We start from the raw sequence: 19,318 nt of genomic DNA, 5'->3' as shown, positions 1-19,318 counted from the left end.
CAAACCGTAGTAGAGCATTGGAGGTTGGCCATCCATTTAAGTTCACTCAAGAATCAAACACTACACTAGTGTCGTGCTTGATTCTTGAGTGAACATCAATGGATTGCCAATCTCCAATGGCCTGCTACGGTTTGCATTAGAGAGAAAAATTCAAAGATACGGGCGCAATCAGAGAAGTTTGCGCACACATTCTAGGCGCTCAAGCATCTCGCCGCAGCAAGACAGCCTGAACGGATGTGAGGTGCTTTTCAATATTCACAGATAAATACTTAAGAATAAATCTACATAAGTCAGTTCCATGAAGGCTGGGCCAGCGACATTGCGGGCATGAAACAGATGCGCCTTGCTGCCAGCGGATTTGAACTCAAGACCAGGCGCACCCGCAAGCGCGAGTTCCTCGACGAGATGGAACGGGTGGTTCCCTGGGCGGAGCCGGTGGGGCTGATCGAACCGAATACGCCGGCGGACAAGCGAGAGGAGGCCACCGGCATGCACTGGCATGCCGGTCACGCTGTTTGCCTTGAGCAATTTGTGGAGGGCCACAAGGCGAATTCTTCAAGAAGTGCGGGGATGAATACGCCTGCCATGCGGGCAGATGCCGGCCAGCAGCCTGAAAGGGTGGCCAACCGAGGACAAAGCGCCCGGGAAACCGGTGCAAACGCACTTCAGCTTTCATCGCGTGAATTCCTGACGCCCAACTCTCGCTGCGGCAGGGCTTGTACAGACCCTCCCCAACGAAGCGGCTGCGTTCCGAGCAACGGTTTCGAGCGTCCCTTTTCTCGAAACCCGGGTCTGTAACTGCAAGTGCGAAAACGTTTATTTCCGGAGGGCTGGCGCGATGGCGACGATCCTGGTCGCTGAAGACAATCACACCAATCGCAAGCTGCTGGTGTTCATCCTCGAGCATGCCGGTCACCTGGTGCTCCAGGCCGATGACGGGGCGGCCGCGATTGCGGCGGTTCGCCGTCGGCCGCCGGAGCTGATCGTCATGGACGTGCAGATGCCGGGCATGGACGGCATTACCGCCACCGGCATGCTCAAGGCGGACGACACCACCGCCGGCATCCCCGTCGTCGCCCTGACCGCCCACGCCATGAAGGGCGATGAGGAAAAGCTCCTTGCTGCCGGCTTCCAGGGCTATCTCGCCAAACCCTTCCGCCATGACGACCTGCTGGCGGTCGTGGCGGCGGCGCTCCTCGCGGCCTGAAAGCCCCCGCAGCGGCATGCGCTACCTGACCAGCATCCGTGGGCGCCTGCTGCTGCTCGTGCTCGCCTCGGCCTTGCCGGCGATCGTGCTCATCTGCTACACGGCGCTGAAGACGCGGGAACTCGACATCGCCGAAGCCCGCACCCGCCTGCAGGGCATGGCCCGCCTTGCCGCCCTCGACCTGGAAAAGGTCGTCCGCACCAGCCAGGAGCTGCAATCGGCCTTGAGCGAGCGCACGGCGATCCGGAAGTTGCAGGAACCGGAGTGTTCCGCGGCACTTGCCCGGGCGCTGCAGCGCAGCCATCACTTTCTCTACCTGGTGGTCATAGGCCGCGACCGGCTGGCCGCCTGCGACGGCCAGCCGAAGCAGGGGCAAGGGAGCAGCTACGCCGACTGGCGCCATCTCGACCGGGCCTTCGCGGGCGGCGAGCCTTATGTCGCCTCCCCAGTGGCCGGCACCATCGCCCAGGGCATGGGCCTGCCAGTCGTGGTGCCGGTGCTCTCCCCTGCCGGTGAGGTTTCCGCTGCCCTGGTCGGTCTCCTCGATCTCGCCAGCTTCAGCAAGGCGTTTACCCGCTCCCACGCGATGCCCCGGATGACCTTCACCATCTGGGACGAGGAGGGCGCCATCCTCTTCCTCTATCCCGATGCGGCCGCCTGGGCCGGCCGGCGCCTGGCGGATGCGCCCCTGGTGAAGGCCTTCCTGGCACAGGAGGGTGAAGGCGCCATGGAAGTGCCCGGCCCGGACGGCGTCTTGCGCCTGCATGGCTTCGCGCCCCTGCGGGAATCAGGCGATACGGCCCTCTACCTCAGCGTCGGCGTGGCCAAGGATGAACTCCTGGCCGACAGCGATGCCCTCTTTGCCCGCACCCTGGCTCTCCTGGGCATCTTCGCGGCGCTCACCCTGGCGGCCGCCTGGCTGCTCGGCCACCGGCTCATCTGGCGCCAGGTGCAGGTGTTGACCGAGACTGCCGGGCGCTTCGGTTCCGGCCAGCTGGATGCTCGCGTCGCCCGGCCCGGCTGGCGTGGCGAACTGGGGGTCCTGGCCCAGGCCTTCGACGGCATGGCCGAGGCCTTCCAGCGCCATGTGGAGGAGATCCGCCAATCGGGCGCGCGCGTCCAGAGGCTCAACGCCGACCTGGAGCAGCGGGTCCGGGAGCGCACCGCCCAGCTCGAAGCCAGCAAGAACGAAATCGAGGATCTCTACAACCACGCCCCCTGCGGCTACCACTCCCTGGACAGCGACGGCGTCTTCGTGCGCATCAACGACACCGAGCTCGCCTGGCTTGGCTACGACCGGGAAGAAGTGATCGGCCGCAAGCGCTTCACCGACGTGATCACGCCAGAGAGCGTCGCCCGCTTCCGGGAACGCTTCCCGGTGTTCAAGGACGCGGGCTTCCTGGTCGACGCCGAATTCGATTTCGTCCGCCGGGACGGCACCCTTCTCCCGGTGTCCCTGAGTGCCACCGCCATCCGCGATGCCGCTGGCCGGTTCGTCATGAGCCGCACCACCATCTTCGACATCAGCGACCGCCGCGCCGCCCGGAAAGCCCGTGAGGCGCGTGACCGGATGAAGTCCGAATTCCTCGCCCACATGTCCCACGAGCTGCGCACGCCCCTCAACGCCGTCATCGGCTTTTCCGAGGCCCTGCAGAAGGGCCTGACCGGCGGACTCAACGCCCTGCAGCAGGAATTCGTCGCCGATATCCTGAAGAGCGGCGAGCACCTCCTGTCCCTCATCAACGACATCCTCGACCTCTCCAAGATCGAAGCCGGCATGATGGACCTGGAACGTGAAGCGGTAGACCTCCCCGCCCTCCTCCAGGCCGGGCTGACGATGGTGCGGGAACTGGCCCTGACCCGGCGCATCCGCCTCGCCTGCGAAGCCGAGGCCGGGCTGACCCTGCAGGCCGACGCCCGCAAGTGCCGGCAGATGGTCTACAACCTGCTGGCCAACGCCGTGAAATTCACCCCCGACGGCGGCCAGGTGACCATCGCGGCGCGGCACGTGGGCCGGGCCGAAATCGCCCGTCCCCTGCGGGACGGCCTGGCCGAATTCCGCCTGCCCCTGCCAGCGCAGGCGGGGGATGCCTTCGTCGAGATCACAGTCGCCGACACCGGCATCGGCATGCCCGCCGCCAAGCTCGACACGCTGTTCCAGCCCTTCGTGCAGATCGACAGCGGCCCCGGCCGGCGCTACGAGGGCACCGGCCTCGGCCTCGCCCTGGTCCGCCGCCTGGCCGAACTCCACGGCGGCAGCGTGGCCGTGGCGAGCGACAAGGGGAGGGGGGCGGTGTTTACGGTGTGGCTGGCCATGGGGGACGGCCAGGCGAAAGGGCGGCAAATTCAGCAAGACCGGTAAAATGAAACGATCCCCAATCCCGAGAAGCCCGAAATGAGCAGACCGGCACTCTCCTACGATTTACAGGTCTACCGTTCGACGCGGGAAGCGGCCGAACTTCTCAGCGTCTCCCCCAAAACCGTCCAGCTGTGGGTGGAAAGCGGGGTGTTGCAGGCCTGGAAGACCGCTGGCGGGCACCGGCGTGTCACCATGGAATCCATCCAGGCCATCCTTCGCCAGCGGGGACAGGTGGCGGGGCAACAGCCGCCGGCCGTGGCGCCGCGCCCGCGGATGCTGGTGGTGGAGGACGAAGCCAACCTGCGCCGCCTGTATGAGTTCCAGGTCGCTTCCTGGAAGCTTCCCCTGGACCTGGCCACCGCCAGCGACGGCTTCGAGGCCCTGGTGCGGCTCGGCGAGCAGTCCCCGGACATTCTCGTCACCGACCTGCGCATGCCCGGCATGGATGGTTTCCGCATGCTGCGCCGCTTGCGGGAACTGAAGCTGGACGTAGGCATGCTGGTGATCGCCGTCACGGCCCTCGACGCCGGTGAGATCGAGGTCTACGGCGGCCTGCCGCCGGGAGTGCGGGTGTTTGCCAAACCCGTTCCCTTCGAGCGGCTGCGTCGGCTGGTCGAAGAACGTATCGGTTGCCCGGCCGCCGCCTGAGGCCCGATGCAAGCCCCCCACCTACCCGCTGACGAAGCTGCCCGCCTGGCGGCGCTCCACGCCACCGGCCTCCTCGACACCGCGCCCGAGGAACGTTTCGACCGCATCACCCGGCTCGCTGCCCGGCTCTTCAAGGTGCCCATCGCCCTGGTGAGCCTGGTCGACGCCAATCGTCAGTGGCTCAAGTCCCGCCAGGGACTGTCTGTCTTCGAGACGCCCCGGGACATTTCCTTCTGCGGCCATACCATCCTCGGCGACGAGCCCCTCGTCATTGCCGACGCCACGGCCGACCCCCGCTTCGCCGACAACCCCCTGGTCACCGGCGTCCCCCACATCCGCTTCTACGCCGGCGTGCCCCTGGCCACGAGCGCCGGCCACAAACTGGGAGCCCTGTGCCTCCTCGACACCCGGCCCCGCACCCTGGACGAAGAAGCCCGGCAAAACCTCGTGGACCTGGCGGCCTGGGCGCGCACCGAGGTGAACGCCCTGCGCCTTGCCGAGGTGGATCGCCTGAAGAGCGAATTCCTCGCCACCGCAGCCCACGAACTGCGCACCCCCATGGCCGGCATCCAGGGCTTCGCCGAACTCCTCGCCCGGAAGGGCTTCGGGGACACCGAGCGCCAGGAGATGGCGGACATCATCCGTCAGGAAGCGGAAAAGCTCAGCCAGCTGGTGAACGAACTCCTCGACCTTGCCCGCATCGAGGCCCGGCAGGGCCGGGATTTCAATATCCACTCCCAGCCCCTGGCACCCATCGTCGAAGCCACCCTGGCAGCCCTCCCGCCGGCAGCGGCGGCCCGGGTGCGGGCGGCCATCGCGCCGGACCTGCCACCCGTGCCCGTCGATGCCAGGAAGCTGCAACAGGCGCTGTCCAAGCTGGTGAGCCATGCGCTCAAGTTTTCCCCCGGCGGCGAGATGGTGAGCGTTTTTGCCGAATCAGCCGCCGATGGCGTGGACATCCGGGTCCGGGACCAGGGTCTGGGGATGACGCCCGAGCAGGAGGCCCGGGCATTCGAGCGCTTCTACCGCGCTCACCCGGAAATCCCGGACAGCGGCCTGGGCCTGGCCCTGGTGAAAGAAATCATCCAGGTCCTGGGCGGCTCCGTCCAGCTCGCCAGCCGATCCGGCCAGGGCACCGAGGTCACCCTGCACCTGCCCGCCTGAGGTCCTCCGGGAACCTCCTTCGCCTCCCCGCCGCATCCGGCTTTTTTCCTCCTGCTCGAAGACGCCTTGCATCCGAAAGGGTTCGGTCGAGCCCTGTCTGGCACTGAATTACCGTTTTTACCAAATATCAGTTGACTCATATTCGGCTAAAACGGTAATATCGGTAACAACGATGGTCGCAGGCCCAGACTCTCGCCTCGCCGGCCCTTCCCCTGAAGGCCGATTCCGGAACCTCAACAAGGACATTGACGATGAAAACCCTCTTGCCCAGCCTTGCGCTGGTTCTCGTGGCCTTCAGCCAGATGCCGGCCGCCATGGCTGCCGGCGACGGCGACGTGGCCGTCCGTCTCGAAGCGAGCAAGGTTGTCGCCCAGGCCGGCGGCGAAAGCCTGCAGCCCGCCACCGCAGCGCGCCCCGGCGATACCGTTGAATACCGTGCCACCTACACCAACCGGGGCAAGTCCGTGGCCCGCAATGTCGAGGCCACCCTGCCGATCCCGGCCGGAACCCTCGTCTATCTGCCTGCGACGGCGCGCCCGGCGGCGGTGCTGGCGAGTCTGGACGGCAGCCGGTTCGCACCGGTGCCCCTGACCCGCACCGTCATCCGGGCCGACGGCACGAAGGAGCCGCAAGCGGTTCCCTATGCCGAATACCGCTACCTGCGCTGGCCCCTGGGCGACCTGTCTCCCGGCGCCTCGACCACCGTCCGCGCCCGCATGGGCATGGCCAACGGGGAGAAGCAGCCATGAGAGCCTCGAACTTCACCACCGCCCTGCGGGCCGGGCACCTGTTCGCCCTGCTCCTCATCCTCGCTGGCCTCTTCCTTGCCGTGGGGCCGGCCCGGGCCATGACCGCCGCCGGCACCAGCATCGGCAACCAGGCTTCCGCGACCTATTCCGACGCTTCGCAAACCGTGCGCACCGTCACCTCGAACACGGTGGTCACCATCGTCCAGCAGGTGGCGAGCCTGACCCTCTCCGCCAACGGCGCCCGCAACGTCGCCCCCGGCGGCCAGGTGGCTTATCCCCACACCCTCACCAACACCGGCAACGGCAGCGACAGCTTCAGCCTCGCCACCGCCAACAGCGGCGCCTTCACCTTCGGCAGCGTCGCCATCTACGCCGACGCCAACGGTGACGGCGTGCCCGACAACGCCACCCCCATCACCGGCAGCGGCGACATCCCGGCCGGCGGGAGCTTCCGCTTCGTGGTGGTGGGCACCGCCCCGGCCACGGCAGCCCCGGGCAGCGCCAACAGCCTGACGCTGACGGCGGCCAGCGCCTACACCCCGGCCGTGACCGCCGCCAACACCGACAGCACCACCGTCTCCGGCAACGCCGTGGTCAGCGTCAGCAAGGCCATCGACGTCGCCAGCGGCGCCGCCGGCAGCGGCCCCCGCACCTTCACGCTGACCTACACCAACACCGGCAACGGCCCCGCCAGCAACCTGACCCTCACCGACCTCCTGCCCTCGGGCATGACCTACGTCGCCAACAGCGCCCGCTGGAGCGCCACCGGCGCCACCGTGCTCACCGACGCCAACGCGGCGGACGACCAGGGGGGCCTCGTCTACGACTTCGGCGTCAGCGCCGCCAACCGGGTCACCGCCGTCGTCGCCTCGGTCCCGGCCGGCGCCACCGGCACCCTGCGTTTCCAGGTGACCATCGCCAGCGGTCTTGCCGCCGGCGCCAACGCGGCCACCCTGAACACCGCGGGCTGGAGCTACAACGACGGCGCCGCCAACGTGCCCGCCGCCAGCACCAACGGCGTGCAGTTCGTGGTGGCCCAGAACGCCGCCGTGAGCATGACCGGCGCCACCGTCGCCAGCGCGCCCCAGGGCGGCACCGTGCTCTTCACCCACACGGTCACCAACACCGGCAACGGCAGCGACAGCTTCGACCTCGCCTTCGGCGCCTCCACCTTCCCGGCCGGCACCACCTTCGTCTTCTACCAGGCCGACGGCGTGACGCCGCTGATCGACAGCAACGGCAACGGCACCCCGGATACCGGGCCGCTGGCCGCCGGCGCCGGCATCAATGTGGTGGTCAAGGCCATCCTGCCGCCGGGGGCGAGCGGCAGCGGCCCCTACACGGTGCAGTCGACCGCCGCCTCCCGGGCCGACGCCACCCGCACCGCCAGCGCCACCGACACCCTCACCACCATCAACGCCAACACGGTGGATCTCACCAACAACGCCGCCGGGGCGGGCGCCCCCGGCGTCGGCGCCGGGCCCGAAGCGGGCGCCGCGGTCACCAACACCGCCAACCCCGGCGCCACCACCCGCTTCACCCTGGTGGTCGCCAACGCCAGCGCCCAGGCCGACACCTTCAACCTGCAGGCCAGCAGCGACAGCACCTTCGCCGGCCTGAGTCTGCCGGCCGGCTGGAGCGTCAGCTTCAAGGATGCCAACGGGGCCGTCCTCACCAACACCGGCGTCGTCAATGCCGGGGCCAGCCTCACGGTCTATGCCGACGTGACGGTGCCGGCCGGCGCCCCGGCGGGGACGGTGGATCTTTATTTCCGCGCCGTCTCGCCCACCTCCGGCGCCGCCGACCGGCTGCACGACGCGGTGCAGGTGGCGACCCTGCGCAGCCTGACCCTCGCCCCCAACCACGCCGGCCAGGCCTATCCCGGCGGCATCGTGGTCTATGCCCATACCCTGGCCAACGGCGGCAACGTCACCGAGGGCGACGCCGGCCAGGTGGCCCTGGCGGTCACCGACTCCGCCACCGGCTTCAGCGCCGCAGTGTATTGGGACAAGAACAACAACGGCGTGCTGGATGCCGGGGACCCGGTGGTGACCAACCTTTCCCAGCTCACCGGCGGCAGCAACGGGGCCAGCACGGCGGCAGGTCTCACCCCCGGCGAAAGCGTCACCCTCTTCGTGAAGGTTTATGCCCCGACGGGCGCCCCCGTGGGGGCGGTGGATACGGCCAGCCTCACCGTCACGGCCAGCGGCAGCGTCAATGGGGCCGCAGCCCCTGCCGCCGTCACTGCCACCGACAGCACCACGGTGATCGCCGGTCAGGTGCAGCTGAGCAAGCTCCAGGCCCTCGACGCCAACTGCGACGGCAGCCCGGACGCCGCCTACACGGCAGCCAACCTGGGCAGCGGGGCGATCCCCGGCGCCTGCATCCGCTACCAGATCACCGCCGGCAACGTCGGCGTGGCGGACGTGACCGCGGTGGTGGTGAGCGACGCCACCCCGGCCAACACCACCTACCACGGCCTCGTCGCCGCAGCCGTCAGCCGGGGCACGGTCACGGCGCCCGCCGCCGGCAGCAGCGGCACCGTGCAGGCCAGCGTCGGCGCCCTGTCGCCGGGCCAGTCGGTGGTCTTGAGCTTCGGCGTGCGCATCAACCCCTAAGCCTCCGCTTGAACCCGTCGTTCTCCTCCGCCCCGGTCCGCCGGGGCGGCAGGGGAGGCTACGCCCGAAATTTCCGCGGAGGACACTCCCGTGACCCGTCTCCTCATCGCCTTCGCCCTCCTGCTGCTGGCCGGCAATCCCGCCTTGGCCGCTCCGGCCGCCGGCAGCGTCATCGACAACCGGGCGACCGTGCGCTACGTGGATGGCGCCACCGGCATGTCTTCGGAACTCCAGTCCAATACCGTCCGGGTGGTGGTGCAGCCCCTGGAGGCGGGGACCCTCGTCCCCAACCTGACCCGGACCCGGCCCGCCGGCGCCGACGTCAGCCTGCCCCACCGGCTCACCAACAGCGGCAATGCCGCCGCCGCCTTCGACCTGGCCGTCGCCAACCTGGCCGGCGACGACTTCGATCTCCTCAATCTCCGGCTTTTCCGGGACCTCAATGGCAACGGCCTGGCCGATCCCGGCGAGCCTGCCGTGGACAGCGTGGCGCTGGCCGCCGGCGAAGCCGCCGACCTGGTCGCCGTCGGCCAGGTGCCATCCGGTGTGGCCGCCGGCGCCGCCGCCCGCCTCCAGATCACCGGCATCAGCCGCAGCCAGGGAGCGCTTGCCCGTGCCACCGACATGGTGCAAGTCAGCGACGCCGCCCTGGTGGCCCTCAACCTGTCCGCCTCCACGCTCCAGCCGGCCTGGGGTGAGACGGTCGTCCTGCGCCTGGCGGCCACCAACCCCGGCCGCGGCACCGCCACCGGCATCCCCTTCACCGCGGATGGCGCCGCCATGAACCGGCTGCTGCTGAGCCTGCCGCTCCCCGTCAACACCACCTACACCGCCGCCAGCCTGGCTGGCGCCTCGGCGGGGACCCTCCTGCTCTACCATCTGGCGGGCACCCCGGCTGGCGCCTACACCCGCACGCCCCCCGCCGACCTCGGCCGGGTCGACGCCGTCGCCTACGCCCTCGACGCCCTGCCGGCCGGAAGCAGCACCGCCTTCGAACTCAGCGTGCGGGTGAACGCCAATGCCAGCGGCCTCCTCCCCGCCACCGCCCAGGCCAGCTACGGCGACGGCAGCAGCGCCACCGTGACGGCGGCCTCCAACACCGTCACCCTCGCGCTGGCCGCCCGGATGCCGACCCTGCGCCATTACGCCGACGCCGGCTTCGGCGCCGCCAGCACCGCCACCACCCTGGGCGCCCCCCTCTACCTCCAGGCCGATGCGGCAACATGCAACACCAACGCGGCGATGGCCGAGACCGTGTTGATCACCTTGGGCTCGCGCATGGCCGGCGATGCCGAGACCTTCACCGGCGTCGAAACCGGCCCCAACACCGGCATGTTCCGCATCGCCCAGGCGGTCGGCACCGCCAGCGCGATGCAGACCCCGGCGGTCAGCGGCAACGGCATGGTGGAGGCCCACCCGGACGACATGCTCACCGCCGCCCTCTGGGGCTGCAGCGCCGAAGCCGCCTGGACCAACATCCTCGTCGACCCGGCAGGGGTGGTCTTCGACAGCCGCAGCAACCAGCCCCTGGCCGGCGCCACCGTCACCCTCATCGACGTCACCGGCGCCGGCAACGGCGGCAACCCCGGCGGCTCCGCCCGGGTCTTCGCCGCCGACGGCACCACCCCGGCCCCGAGCACCGTGGTCACTGCCGCCGACGGCCGCTACCACTTTCCCCTGGTGGCCCCCAGCACCTACCGCCTGGCGGTGACGCCCCCCGGCGACTACCGCTTCCCTTCCCAGCTGCCTCCCGCCGTCCAGCCCGCCGGCCGCACCATCGATCCGTCGGCGTCCTACGGCGGCACCTTCACCATCACCGCCGCCAGCGGAGCGGTGACGGTGGACCTGCCCCTCGACCCCGCCCCCGCCGGCGCCCTGCTGGCCCGGAAAAGCGTGTCCCGCACCGTGGCCGAGATCGGCGATTTCGTCGACTACACGGTGGAAGTGAAGAACGTCAGCGGTGGACCGCTCGATGGCGTGGTGCTGAACGACCGCCTGCCCGCCGGCTTTGCGTACCAGCCCGGCTCCACCCGCCGGGACGGGAGGCTGGTCGCCGATCCGGCCGGCGGCCGCGGCCCGCTGCTCGCCTTCCCCCTGGGCGTCCTGGCCGACGGCGCCAGCGCCAAGATCAGTTACCGCCTCGTCATCGGCCCCGGAGCTTCCCCGGGTGATGCGGTGAACAGCGCACAGGCGGTGAGTGCCGCGCCGCTGTCCCGCCGCAGCAACCTGGCCCAGGCGGTGGTGCGGGTGGAAGGCGGGGTTTTCGACGACAAGGGCTTCGTCCTCGGCAAGGTGTTCGCCGACTGCGACGGCAACGGCGTCCAGGACCCGGGGGAGCCGGGCGTGCCGGGCGTGCGGGTGTGGCTGGAGGACGGCACCTGGGCCATCGCCGACGGCCTCGGGAAATTCAGCTTCGCCGGCATCACCCCCCGCACCCACGTGGCCAAGCTCGACCCCGCCACCCTGCCTGCCGGCGCCCGGCCCCTGGCCATCGCCCAGCGCCACGCCAACGACGGCGGCAGCCGTTTCGTGGACCTCAAGAACGGCGAGCTGCACCGGGCCGATTTCGCCCTCGCCTGCACCCCGCCGGTGCTGGCCGAGATCGAGCGCCGCCGCGCCGCCGCGGCCCGGGGCAAGGGCGAGGTGGAAGCGGGGATCGCCCGCCCCCTCAGCCTGGACGGCAAGGCTGCGGCCGGGCCGGTGGTCGCCAGCGGGGTGATCGGCGGCGACGCCCCCAGCAGCGCCCCCGTTCCCCCGGCCGGTCCCACCGCGCCGGCGCCCGCCCCTGTCCGCCCCCTCGCCGACCTCCTGCCAACCCTGGACAATAGCCCTGACTTCATCGGCCTTGCCGACGGCGCCATCCTCCCCGGCACGCAGACCACCCTGCGGGTCAAGGGCCCGGCCGGCGCCCCCCTGGCCCTCTCGGTCAATGACCAGCCGGTGCCGGAATCCCGCATCGGCACCCGCCTCACCGTCCCCGACCGGCAGCTCGAAGCCCGGGAATACGTGGGCGTCGACCTCGCCCCCGGCGACAACCGGCTGGTCTTCGAACAGCGGGACGGCTTCGGCAACCTGCGCGGCCAGAAGGCCCTCACCGTCCGCGTCCCCGGCGAGCTCGCCCGCCTCAGGCTGGAAGCTCTGTCCGCCTCGGCCCCCGCCGACGGCGGCGCCACGGTGCGGGTCACCCTGCGCCTGGAAGACGCCCAAGGTCTGCCCGTCGCCGCCCGCACCCCGGTGACCCTGGAGACCACCGCCGGCCGCTGGCAGGTGGCCGACCTGGACCCGAAGACGCCGGGGGTGCAGGTCTTCGTCGAGGGCGGCCAGGGCGAATTCGCCCTGGTCTCCCCGTCGGAGGCCGGCGAAGCCCGGCTGCGGGCGGAAAGCGGCCGGCTGCGGGCGGAAGCCGCCATCACCTTTCTGCCCGCCCTGCGGGAGCTGGTGGCGGTGGGCCTGGTGGAGGGTGTGCTCAACCTGAAGAAACTCTCCTCCGGCGCCCTGCAGCCAGTCCGCCAGTCGGACGCCTTCGAGCGCGAGCTCACCCATTTCGCCAGGGGTGACGGCGCCGCCCGGGCCGCCCTCTTCCTCAAGGGGCGCATCCGGGGCGACACCCTGCTGACGCTGGCCTACGACTCGGACAAGGACACCCGCGAGCGCCTCTTCCGCGACCTTCAGCCCGACCGCTACTACCCGGTCTATGGCGATGCCTCGGTGAAGGGCTTCGACGCCCAATCCACCCAGAAGTTCTACGTCCGCCTGGACCGAGGCAAGTCCTGGCTGCTCTACGGCGACTTCGCCACCTCTGCGGCCGCCGCCAGCCCGGCCCGCCAGCTCTCGGCCTACAACCGCAACCTCTCCGGCCTGAAGACCCATACCGAGGAAGGGCCGGTGACGGTGGACGCCTTCGTCTCCCGCGACAGCACCCGCCAGGTGGTGGAGGAAATCCCCGCCAACGGCACCTCCGGCCCTTACGCCTTGAAGCTCGCCAACCTGATCGTCAACAGCGAGCGGGTGGAAATCGTCACCCGCGATCGCAACCAGCCGGCGGTGGTCATCAAGACCGTGCCCCAGACCCGCTTCGCCGACTACGAGCTGGAGGCCTTCAGCGGCCGCATCCTCTTCCGTGCCCCCGTCGCCAGCGTCGACGCCGATCTCAACAACCAGTTCGTCCGCGTCACCTACGAGGTGGAACAGGGGGGTGAGAGCTTCTGGGTGATGGGCATGGACACCCGGGTGAAAGTGAACGAGGTCGTGGAAATCGGCGCGGTCGCCGTGGAGGATCGCAATCCCCAGGACCCGGCCACGCTTCGAGGCGCCAGCGCCACGGTGAAACTGGGCGCCACCACCGTCGTCGGCGAGGCCGCCCGCAGCGAGAAGCTCTCCGGCGGCTCCGGCAACGCCGCCCGGCTGGAAATCAAACATGAGGACGGCGACCTCTCCGCCCGGATCTGGGCGGGCCGGGCCGACGCCGGCTTCGAGAACCCTTCGGCGACGCTCACCCGCGGCCGCTCCGAAGGCGGCGCCAAGGTGGCGCTGAAGGTCGAGGAAGGCACCCGACTGGTGGCGGAAACCCTGCACAGCGGCGACCTCGCCACCGGCAGCCGGCGAGACGGCGTGCTGGTGGGGGCGGAGCGCATGCTCGACCATAATCTGAAGCTCGAAGCCGGTGTGCGCCGCAGCCAGGAGACCGTCGCCCAGCCCGCCCCCGGCGCCGGCGCCACCACCAGCCTGCGGGTGAAGCTCGGCGCCCCTCTTCCCGACCTGCCGCAGGCCACGGTCTATGCCGAGGCGGAACAGGCCACCGGCGACAGCGACAAGAAACTCCTGGCGGTCGGTGGGGACTACCGCCTTTCCGACCGGAGCCGGATCTACGGCCGCCACGAATTCATCTCCTCCCTCTCCGGCCCCTGGGGGCTGGACGCCAGCCAGCGTCGCAACACCACGGTGCTCGGCGTCGACAGCGAAATCGCCCGCAGCGACAGCTCCGAGACCCGCAGCTTCAGCGAATACCGGGCCCGGGACGCCTTCACCGGCCGCGAGGCGGAAGCCGCCATGGGCCTGAAGAACCGCTGGCAGGCGGCGCCAGGGCTGCGGATCGATGCCGGGGCCGAGCGCATCTCGGCACTGGCCGGCAGCAAGGGGAGCGACGCCACCGCCCTCACCGGCGCCGTCGAGCTGACCCGCTCCCCGGACTGGAAGGCCACCGCCCGCCAGGAATGGCGCACCTCGCCCAGCGCCGACAGTTGGCTGTCCACCCTCGGCCTCGCATGGAAGATCGACCGGGAATGGATCTTCCTCGGCCGCAACATCTACAGCCTCAACCGCAACCATGACGGCGGCGAGCGCCTGCAGGATCGCCTCCAGCTCGGCGTCGCCTACCGGGAGGCCGACACCAACCGCTGGAACGGCCTGGCCCGCTACGAATTCAAGGCCGAGAAGGACGACGCCCTGGATACCAGGCGCCAGGTCCACATCGTCTCCGCCCACGCCAACGTCCAGCCGACCCGGGTCCTGGTGCTGACCGGCCGCTACGCCGGCAAACTGGTGCTGGAAGACAGCGGTGGCCTCGCCGGCCGCAGCACCGCCCACCTGGTTTCCGGCCGCAGCACCTACGACCTGGGCAGCCGCTGGGACGTCGGCGTGCAGGCCAGCGCCCTCTTCTCGGCCGGGGCCGCCAGCAGCCGTACGGCCCTGGGCGCCGAAGTCGGCTACCGGCTGGAGGACAACCTGTGGCTGTCCGTGGGCTACAACGTCTTCGGCTTCCAGGACAGGGACCTGGCCGGCGAGGACAGCACCGAGCGCGGCATCTACCTGCGCCTGCGCTTCAAATTCGATGAAAAGCTCTTCGAGCGGCTGTGAAAGGAAACCCGCCATGAAACATCTCTTCCTCGCCCTCTGCCTCGGTCTCGCCGCCCTCACCGGGGCCCAGGCCGCCTGCACCAGCGGCGCCTGCGTCCACGCCGGACCGCGCCTGCTGTCCGTGGATTCGAGCCGCGGCGCCCTGCTCAACGCCCTCATGGGCGGCCTCCTGGGCAGCAGCGTCAATCTCTCGGTGGCGGACTGGAACGCGCTTGCCCAGGGCAACCTGAACCTCGCCGCCTTTCTCGGCGCCCTCCAGGCCCAGACGGGGGCCGGCAGCCCGGCAGCGGCCCTCGCCGCCTCGGCGAGCCTCGCCCAGATCACCAGCGCCGCCGCCAGCGCCGCCCAGGCCGACGGCAACACCGCCCTGGCGCAAGCCCTGACCCAGACCGCCGGGCAGGTGGGAAGCATCGGCGGTACCGTGCGCGTCGGCGACCTGCTCCAGGTGTCCCTGCCCGACGGCATGCTCGCGGGAGGCCAGGTCAATGCCCTGGAACTCGTCACCGGCTCGGTCCAGCTTTTCAACTACCGCAACCTCGCCACCACACCGACGCCGGTGTCCCTGTCCGGCAGTGTCCTCGGCCTCTCCAGCGTGATCAATTCCGTGGATCTCTACGCCCAGGTGATCGAGCCACCGGCCTATGTCTGCGGCCCCGCCGGCAGCACCTTCCACACCGCCGCCATTCGGGTCAAGCTGAACCTCAACCTCGTGGCCCTGAGCCCCGACGTCTCGGCGCTGACCACCATCCCCGGTATTTCCGGCGCCAGCGCCACCATCTCCCAGCTCCAGCTCTACGTCGAGGTGGCCCGGGCGGACGGGATCATCCAGGCGGTGGATGCCATCGCCAACGCCGTCACCGTCCAGGCGACCCCGGGCGTGGCCGATCTCTATCTGGGGCAGATCGCCGACAGCGTCTTCTTCAACCGCAGCCGCCCCATCGACGCCGCCACCGACCTCGCCTACGCCACCATCGGCACCCTCACCGTCAGCCAGCCCCTGGTCGCCACCACCACCGTCGACATCCAGGCGAAAAGCTGGGCCCGCGGCCAGGCGCCCTTCGCCAGCACCCTGTCCTTCTCCGGCCCCTGGCCGCAGACCCGCACCGCCTCCACCTCGGCCGGCTTCGCCGCGACCCTGGTCAATGACCTGGTCGCCAATCTGCAGCTGCAGCTTGCCCCCAGCCTGGGCGGGACCCTGGATGCGGCGGTGCTGCCGCTGCTGAAGACCGCCGTCGCCGGCAGCCTGACACCGGTCCTGTCCACCCTGCTGACCGGCCTGGTCGATCCTTTGCTGGCCAATCTGGGCGTCCGCCTGGGGGAAGTGGACGTGACGGTGCTGAGCGCCGCCCTCGCCTGCGGCGTGGCCGGCAACGCCTACAGCGACGCCAATCACAACGCCTTGCGGGACGGCGTCGAGGCGGGCTGCGGCCAGGCCCTCTACGCCAAGCTGGTGCCGGCGGCTTCCCCCGCCGGCCCGGCCATCGCCGCCGCCGCGGTGGACCCGGCGAGCGGCGCCTACGCCTTCGCCGCCGCCAGTGCCGGCAGCTACCTGATCGTCCTGGACACCAACGCCACCCTGGCCGACGTGACCCCGGGTCTTCCCGTCGGCTGGCTGGGCACCGAGGCGGCGGCGGGAACGCGGACGGTGACGGTGGTCAATGCCGACCTGGGCGGCCAGAACTTCGGCCTCTACCACGGCAGCCGGGTGGCCGGCACCGTCTTCAAGGACACCGGGAGTGGCGGCGGCATCGCCAACAACGCCCTCCAGGAGGCCGCCGAAACCGGCATCGCAGGGGTGGCGGTGAAGGCCACCGACACCGCCGGCGCCACCGTCTTCGACGTCACCACCAGCGGGGCCGCCGGGGCCTACGTCCTGTGGCTGCCCGCCGGCGCCGCCGGCAGCGTGCGGGTGGTCGAAAGCAATCCCGCCGGCGCCCTCTCCGTCGGCGGCAGCGCCGGCAATACCGGCGGCAGCTACGACCGGCTCCAGGACGCGGTGAGCTTCGCCAACGCCGCCGGCACCGCCTACGCCGGCGTCAATTTCGCCGACGTGCCGGAGAACAGCTTCGCCGGCGACAACCAGCAGACCGCCCAGCCCGGCGCCGTGGTCTTCCATCCCCACGCCTTCGTCGCCGGCAGCGCCGGCCGGCTTACGCTGTCCCTGTCCGGCAGCGCCAGCCCCGCCGCCAGCGGCGGCTGGAGCGGCGTCCTCTACCTGGACGCCAACTGCAACGGCACGGCCGACCCGGGGGAAGCCGTCATCGCCGGCCCCGTCGATCTCACCGCCGACCAGAGGCTGTGCCTGGTGGTGAAGACCTTCGCCCCCGCCAACGCCCCGGTGAACGCCCAGTACGCCCAGACCCTCACGGCCAGCTTCACCTGGGCCAATGCCGGCTTTTCCGCCAGCCAGTCCCGCAGCGACCTGACCGTGGCCGGCCGGGCCGGAGAGGCGGGATTGAAGCTCAGCAAGAGCGTGAACAAGGCCGCCGCCCAGCCCGGCGAAACGGTCACCTACACCATCCGTTACGACAACCTCTCCGCCGGGGCGCTCGCCAACCTGAAGATCCACGACGCCACCCCGGCCTACACCGTCTTCGCCGCAGCCCAGTGCGGCGCCACGCCCGCCGGCGCCACCTGCCAGGTCAGCCAGCAGCCCGCCATCGGCGTCGCCGGCGGCCTGGAGTGGGGCTTCACCGGCATCCTCGAAGCCGGCGCCGGCGGCACTGTCGCCTTCAGCGTCACCGTCCGGTAGGTCCCTGCAACCCTTTCCCGGGAGTCAACCTGCCCGACATCCAGCGACCGATCGCGCCCGGCAAGTGCGCCGATCTGGCGATGTACCGCACCGATACCCTGAGCATGGCCGGTGGCGCCGTGCACGACCCCGTGGGCGCGCTCATGCTCTGCGCCAGCGAGAACGCCGACTACACGGTGGTCAACGGCAAGGTGGTGGTGCGCCAGGGTGAGCTGACCACGGTGGACACGGGCGCGCTGATCGAACGCCAGAACACCCTGGCCTGGCAGCTCGCGCAGCAGGCCGGCACGCGCTGATCGATTCCTCGTATCCGTTCGCCCTGAACCCTTCGGCTCAGCTCAGGACCGGCCTGTCGAAGGGCTCTCGCGCTCCAGGCTTCGACAAGCTCAGCCCGAACGGACTTAAACCTGCGGTCCGAAGCGCAGCAGCTGCGCCGCCACCGCCACCGCAATCACCTCGGGCTGTTTACCCGCGATGCCCGGCACGCCGATGGGGCTGGTCACCCGCGCAAAGTCCGCCTCGCCAAAACCCCGCGCCTCCAGCCGATGCCGGAAGGTGGCCCACTTGCTCTTGCTGCCGATCAGGCCGATATAAGGTAGATCATCCTGCTCACGCGCGCGCTGCAGGCACNATGATGAGTACGGTCGAGCCCGGGGTGATGTCGGCCACGGCCGCCTGCACCGGGTCCGAATGCTCGCAGCGGATGTTCGGTGGTGTGTCCGCGGGAAAGATCTCGTCGCGGCTGTCGATCCAGTGCAGGGCAAAGGGCAGGTGCGCAAGCTGGCGGGCTATGGCCTGGCCCACATGGCCGCCGCCAAACAGGGCCACGGGGGTGGTCGGTGCCTGCAGGCGCTGCGTCAGGCCGGCCGCATCCTGCGGGCCCAGCAACTCGTAACGCAGAAACACCACACCACCACAGCACTGGCCCAGGCTGGGGCCCAAGGCCACGCGTAGGGGGTCGGCGGGGACGGCGGCACCCGTAAGCATGGTCCGGGCCTGGGCGATGGCGTCGAATTCCAGATGGCCGCCGCCGATGGAGCCGATCACCTGGGTGTGCAGTACGGCCATCCAGGCGCCGGTCTCGCGCGGAGTCGAGCCTTGCGTTTGAACCACACGCACCAGCACGGCGGACTCAAGGGCCAGGGCCTGCTGCAGTCCGGTGAACGCCTGTTTCACGTGCCCAGACGTCTGGCGGTGGCGAGCACTTCTTGAGCAACGTAGACCTGCGTTTCGTCCCGGTCGTAGGCCGCCACACGTTTCTCGATTTCACGTTGCCACTCGGTTTCGATTTCAGGGGGAGGGGTGGCGTGCGGCGATTCGAGCAGCACCTCGGCCAGCCGGGCACGCTCGTCAGGCGCCAGTGCGCGCGCTGGTTGCTCCAGGGTGGTCAGCAGGGTGGACATGGTGGCGGCTCCGTGGTTGCTGGCGAACGATTCTACGCATCGGTACGGGGTTTAGGTAGTGTGAGGGTCGCTGCGGATTCAACGCGAAGCAGGCTCTGCGCGGCAAAAGACAAGACCAGACTCTGGCGCGTGCTAGTCGGAATGTCCTTTTGCCAGCGAACGAAGGTGATTTGTGATGGAGAGCCTCTGCTGTTGCGCACGCGGATAGAGAGTCCGAAGCATCGCAAGTTGCTCTTCCTGAAATTGCCGATAGAGACTTACAGCATTCGATAAAACGTTCGAATACCGCGCAAGATTCTCGGCGGACGGAGTGTCCAAACTTACGCGCTTTGCCTCTACATAGATTTTCTCAAATTCAAATGTGACGCGTTGAGCATGCTGTGCAAATTTCAGCGTCTCAATCATCAACTCGCTATGTTGAGTCAGAATTTCAGCGTTAGGGAAGGTCTGAACAAGTCATAAAACCGCCACGCACAGCCCGATGCGCAAGGCGAACACGACGCGCAGGAGCAGATCGTAGCCGCCCGAAGGAGGTTTGCGGCGCAATCTGCGCCCCTTTCGC

11 protein-coding genes and 2 pseudogenes are annotated in these 19,318 nt (G+C 69.6%); 10 read left to right on the top strand and 3 right to left on the bottom strand.

Going from position 1 to position 19,318, the window contains the following annotated elements; genetic code table 11:
• Positions 1-336: 336 nt before the first annotated feature.
• From ACYVH8_RS04845 to ACYVH8_RS04800, 10 genes and pseudogenes are all read left to right on the top strand, one after another.
• Positions 337-471: pseudogene (locus ACYVH8_RS04845) on the top strand (IS5/IS1182 family transposase); the annotation flags it as partial.
• A gap of 367 nt (positions 472-838) precedes the next feature.
• A complete protein-coding gene (locus ACYVH8_RS04840) occupies positions 839-1,207 on the top strand; it encodes a response regulator (RefSeq protein WP_460487754.1) in 369 nt (122 codons plus the stop codon).
• A gap of 16 nt (positions 1,208-1,223) precedes the next feature.
• Positions 1,224-3,569 carry an ATP-binding protein gene (locus ACYVH8_RS04835; protein ID WP_460487753.1) on the top strand — a complete coding sequence of 782 codons (2,346 nt, stop codon included), beginning with the start codon at positions 1,224-1,226 and terminating at the stop codon, positions 3,567-3,569.
• 33 nt (positions 3,570-3,602) lie between these two features.
• Positions 3,603-4,214, top strand: coding sequence for a response regulator (locus tag ACYVH8_RS04830; protein ID WP_460487752.1), 612 nt, complete (start codon positions 3,603-3,605; stop codon positions 4,212-4,214).
• Positions 4,215-4,220: 6 nt separating this feature from the next.
• The gene (locus ACYVH8_RS04825) at positions 4,221-5,378 is read left to right on the top strand and encodes a GAF domain-containing sensor histidine kinase (RefSeq protein WP_460487751.1); all 1,158 of its coding nucleotides are present in this window, start codon (positions 4,221-4,223) and stop codon (positions 5,376-5,378) included.
• A gap of 251 nt (positions 5,379-5,629) precedes the next feature.
• Positions 5,630-6,127, top strand: a complete 498-nt coding sequence (locus ACYVH8_RS04820; RefSeq protein ID WP_460487750.1) for a hypothetical protein — start codon at positions 5,630-5,632, stop codon at positions 6,125-6,127.
• Positions 6,124-8,745, top strand: a complete 2,622-nt coding sequence (locus ACYVH8_RS04815) for a beta strand repeat-containing protein (RefSeq protein WP_460487749.1) — start codon at positions 6,124-6,126, stop codon at positions 8,743-8,745. Before ACYVH8_RS04820 ends, ACYVH8_RS04815 begins: the two co-directional genes overlap by 4 nt.
• 90 nt (positions 8,746-8,835) lie before the next feature.
• Positions 8,836-14,601 (top strand): hypothetical protein, encoded by a 5,766-nt coding sequence (locus ACYVH8_RS04810; RefSeq protein ID WP_460487748.1) that lies wholly within the window; start codon positions 8,836-8,838, stop codon positions 14,599-14,601.
• Positions 14,602-14,614: 13 nt separating this feature from the next.
• The gene (locus tag ACYVH8_RS04805; RefSeq protein WP_460487747.1) at positions 14,615-17,353 is read left to right on the top strand and encodes a hypothetical protein; all 2,739 of its coding nucleotides are present in this window, start codon (positions 14,615-14,617) and stop codon (positions 17,351-17,353) included.
• Positions 17,354-17,433: 80 nt separating this feature from the next.
• Complete coding sequence (locus ACYVH8_RS04800; RefSeq protein ID WP_460487746.1) at positions 17,434-17,649, top strand: hypothetical protein; 216 nt, start codon at positions 17,434-17,436, stop codon at positions 17,647-17,649.
• 105 nt (positions 17,650-17,754) lie between these two features.
• On the opposite strand, the pseudogene xdhC reads toward ACYVH8_RS04800, so the two are convergent.
• The 3 genes and pseudogenes from xdhC to ACYVH8_RS04785 form a co-directional block, all read right to left on the bottom strand.
• A pseudogene (gene xdhC, locus ACYVH8_RS04795) lies at positions 17,755-18,529 on the bottom strand (xanthine dehydrogenase accessory protein XdhC).
• The gene (locus ACYVH8_RS04790; RefSeq protein WP_460487745.1) at positions 18,526-18,756 is read right to left on the bottom strand and encodes an addiction module protein; all 231 of its coding nucleotides are present in this window, start codon (positions 18,754-18,756) and stop codon (positions 18,526-18,528) included. The pseudogene xdhC and the gene ACYVH8_RS04790 overlap by 4 nt, the downstream one beginning before the upstream one ends.
• Positions 18,757-18,888: 132 nt before the next feature.
• Positions 18,889-19,161, bottom strand: a complete 273-nt coding sequence (locus ACYVH8_RS04785; protein WP_460487744.1) for a hypothetical protein — start codon at positions 19,159-19,161, stop codon at positions 18,889-18,891.
• Positions 19,162-19,318 lie beyond the last annotated feature (157 nt).

The sequence above is a fragment of the Curvibacter fontanus genome, from assembly GCF_054780335.1.
Note: the sequence above shows the minus strand (reverse complement) of the source record. Positions and strands in the feature narration are given on the sequence as shown.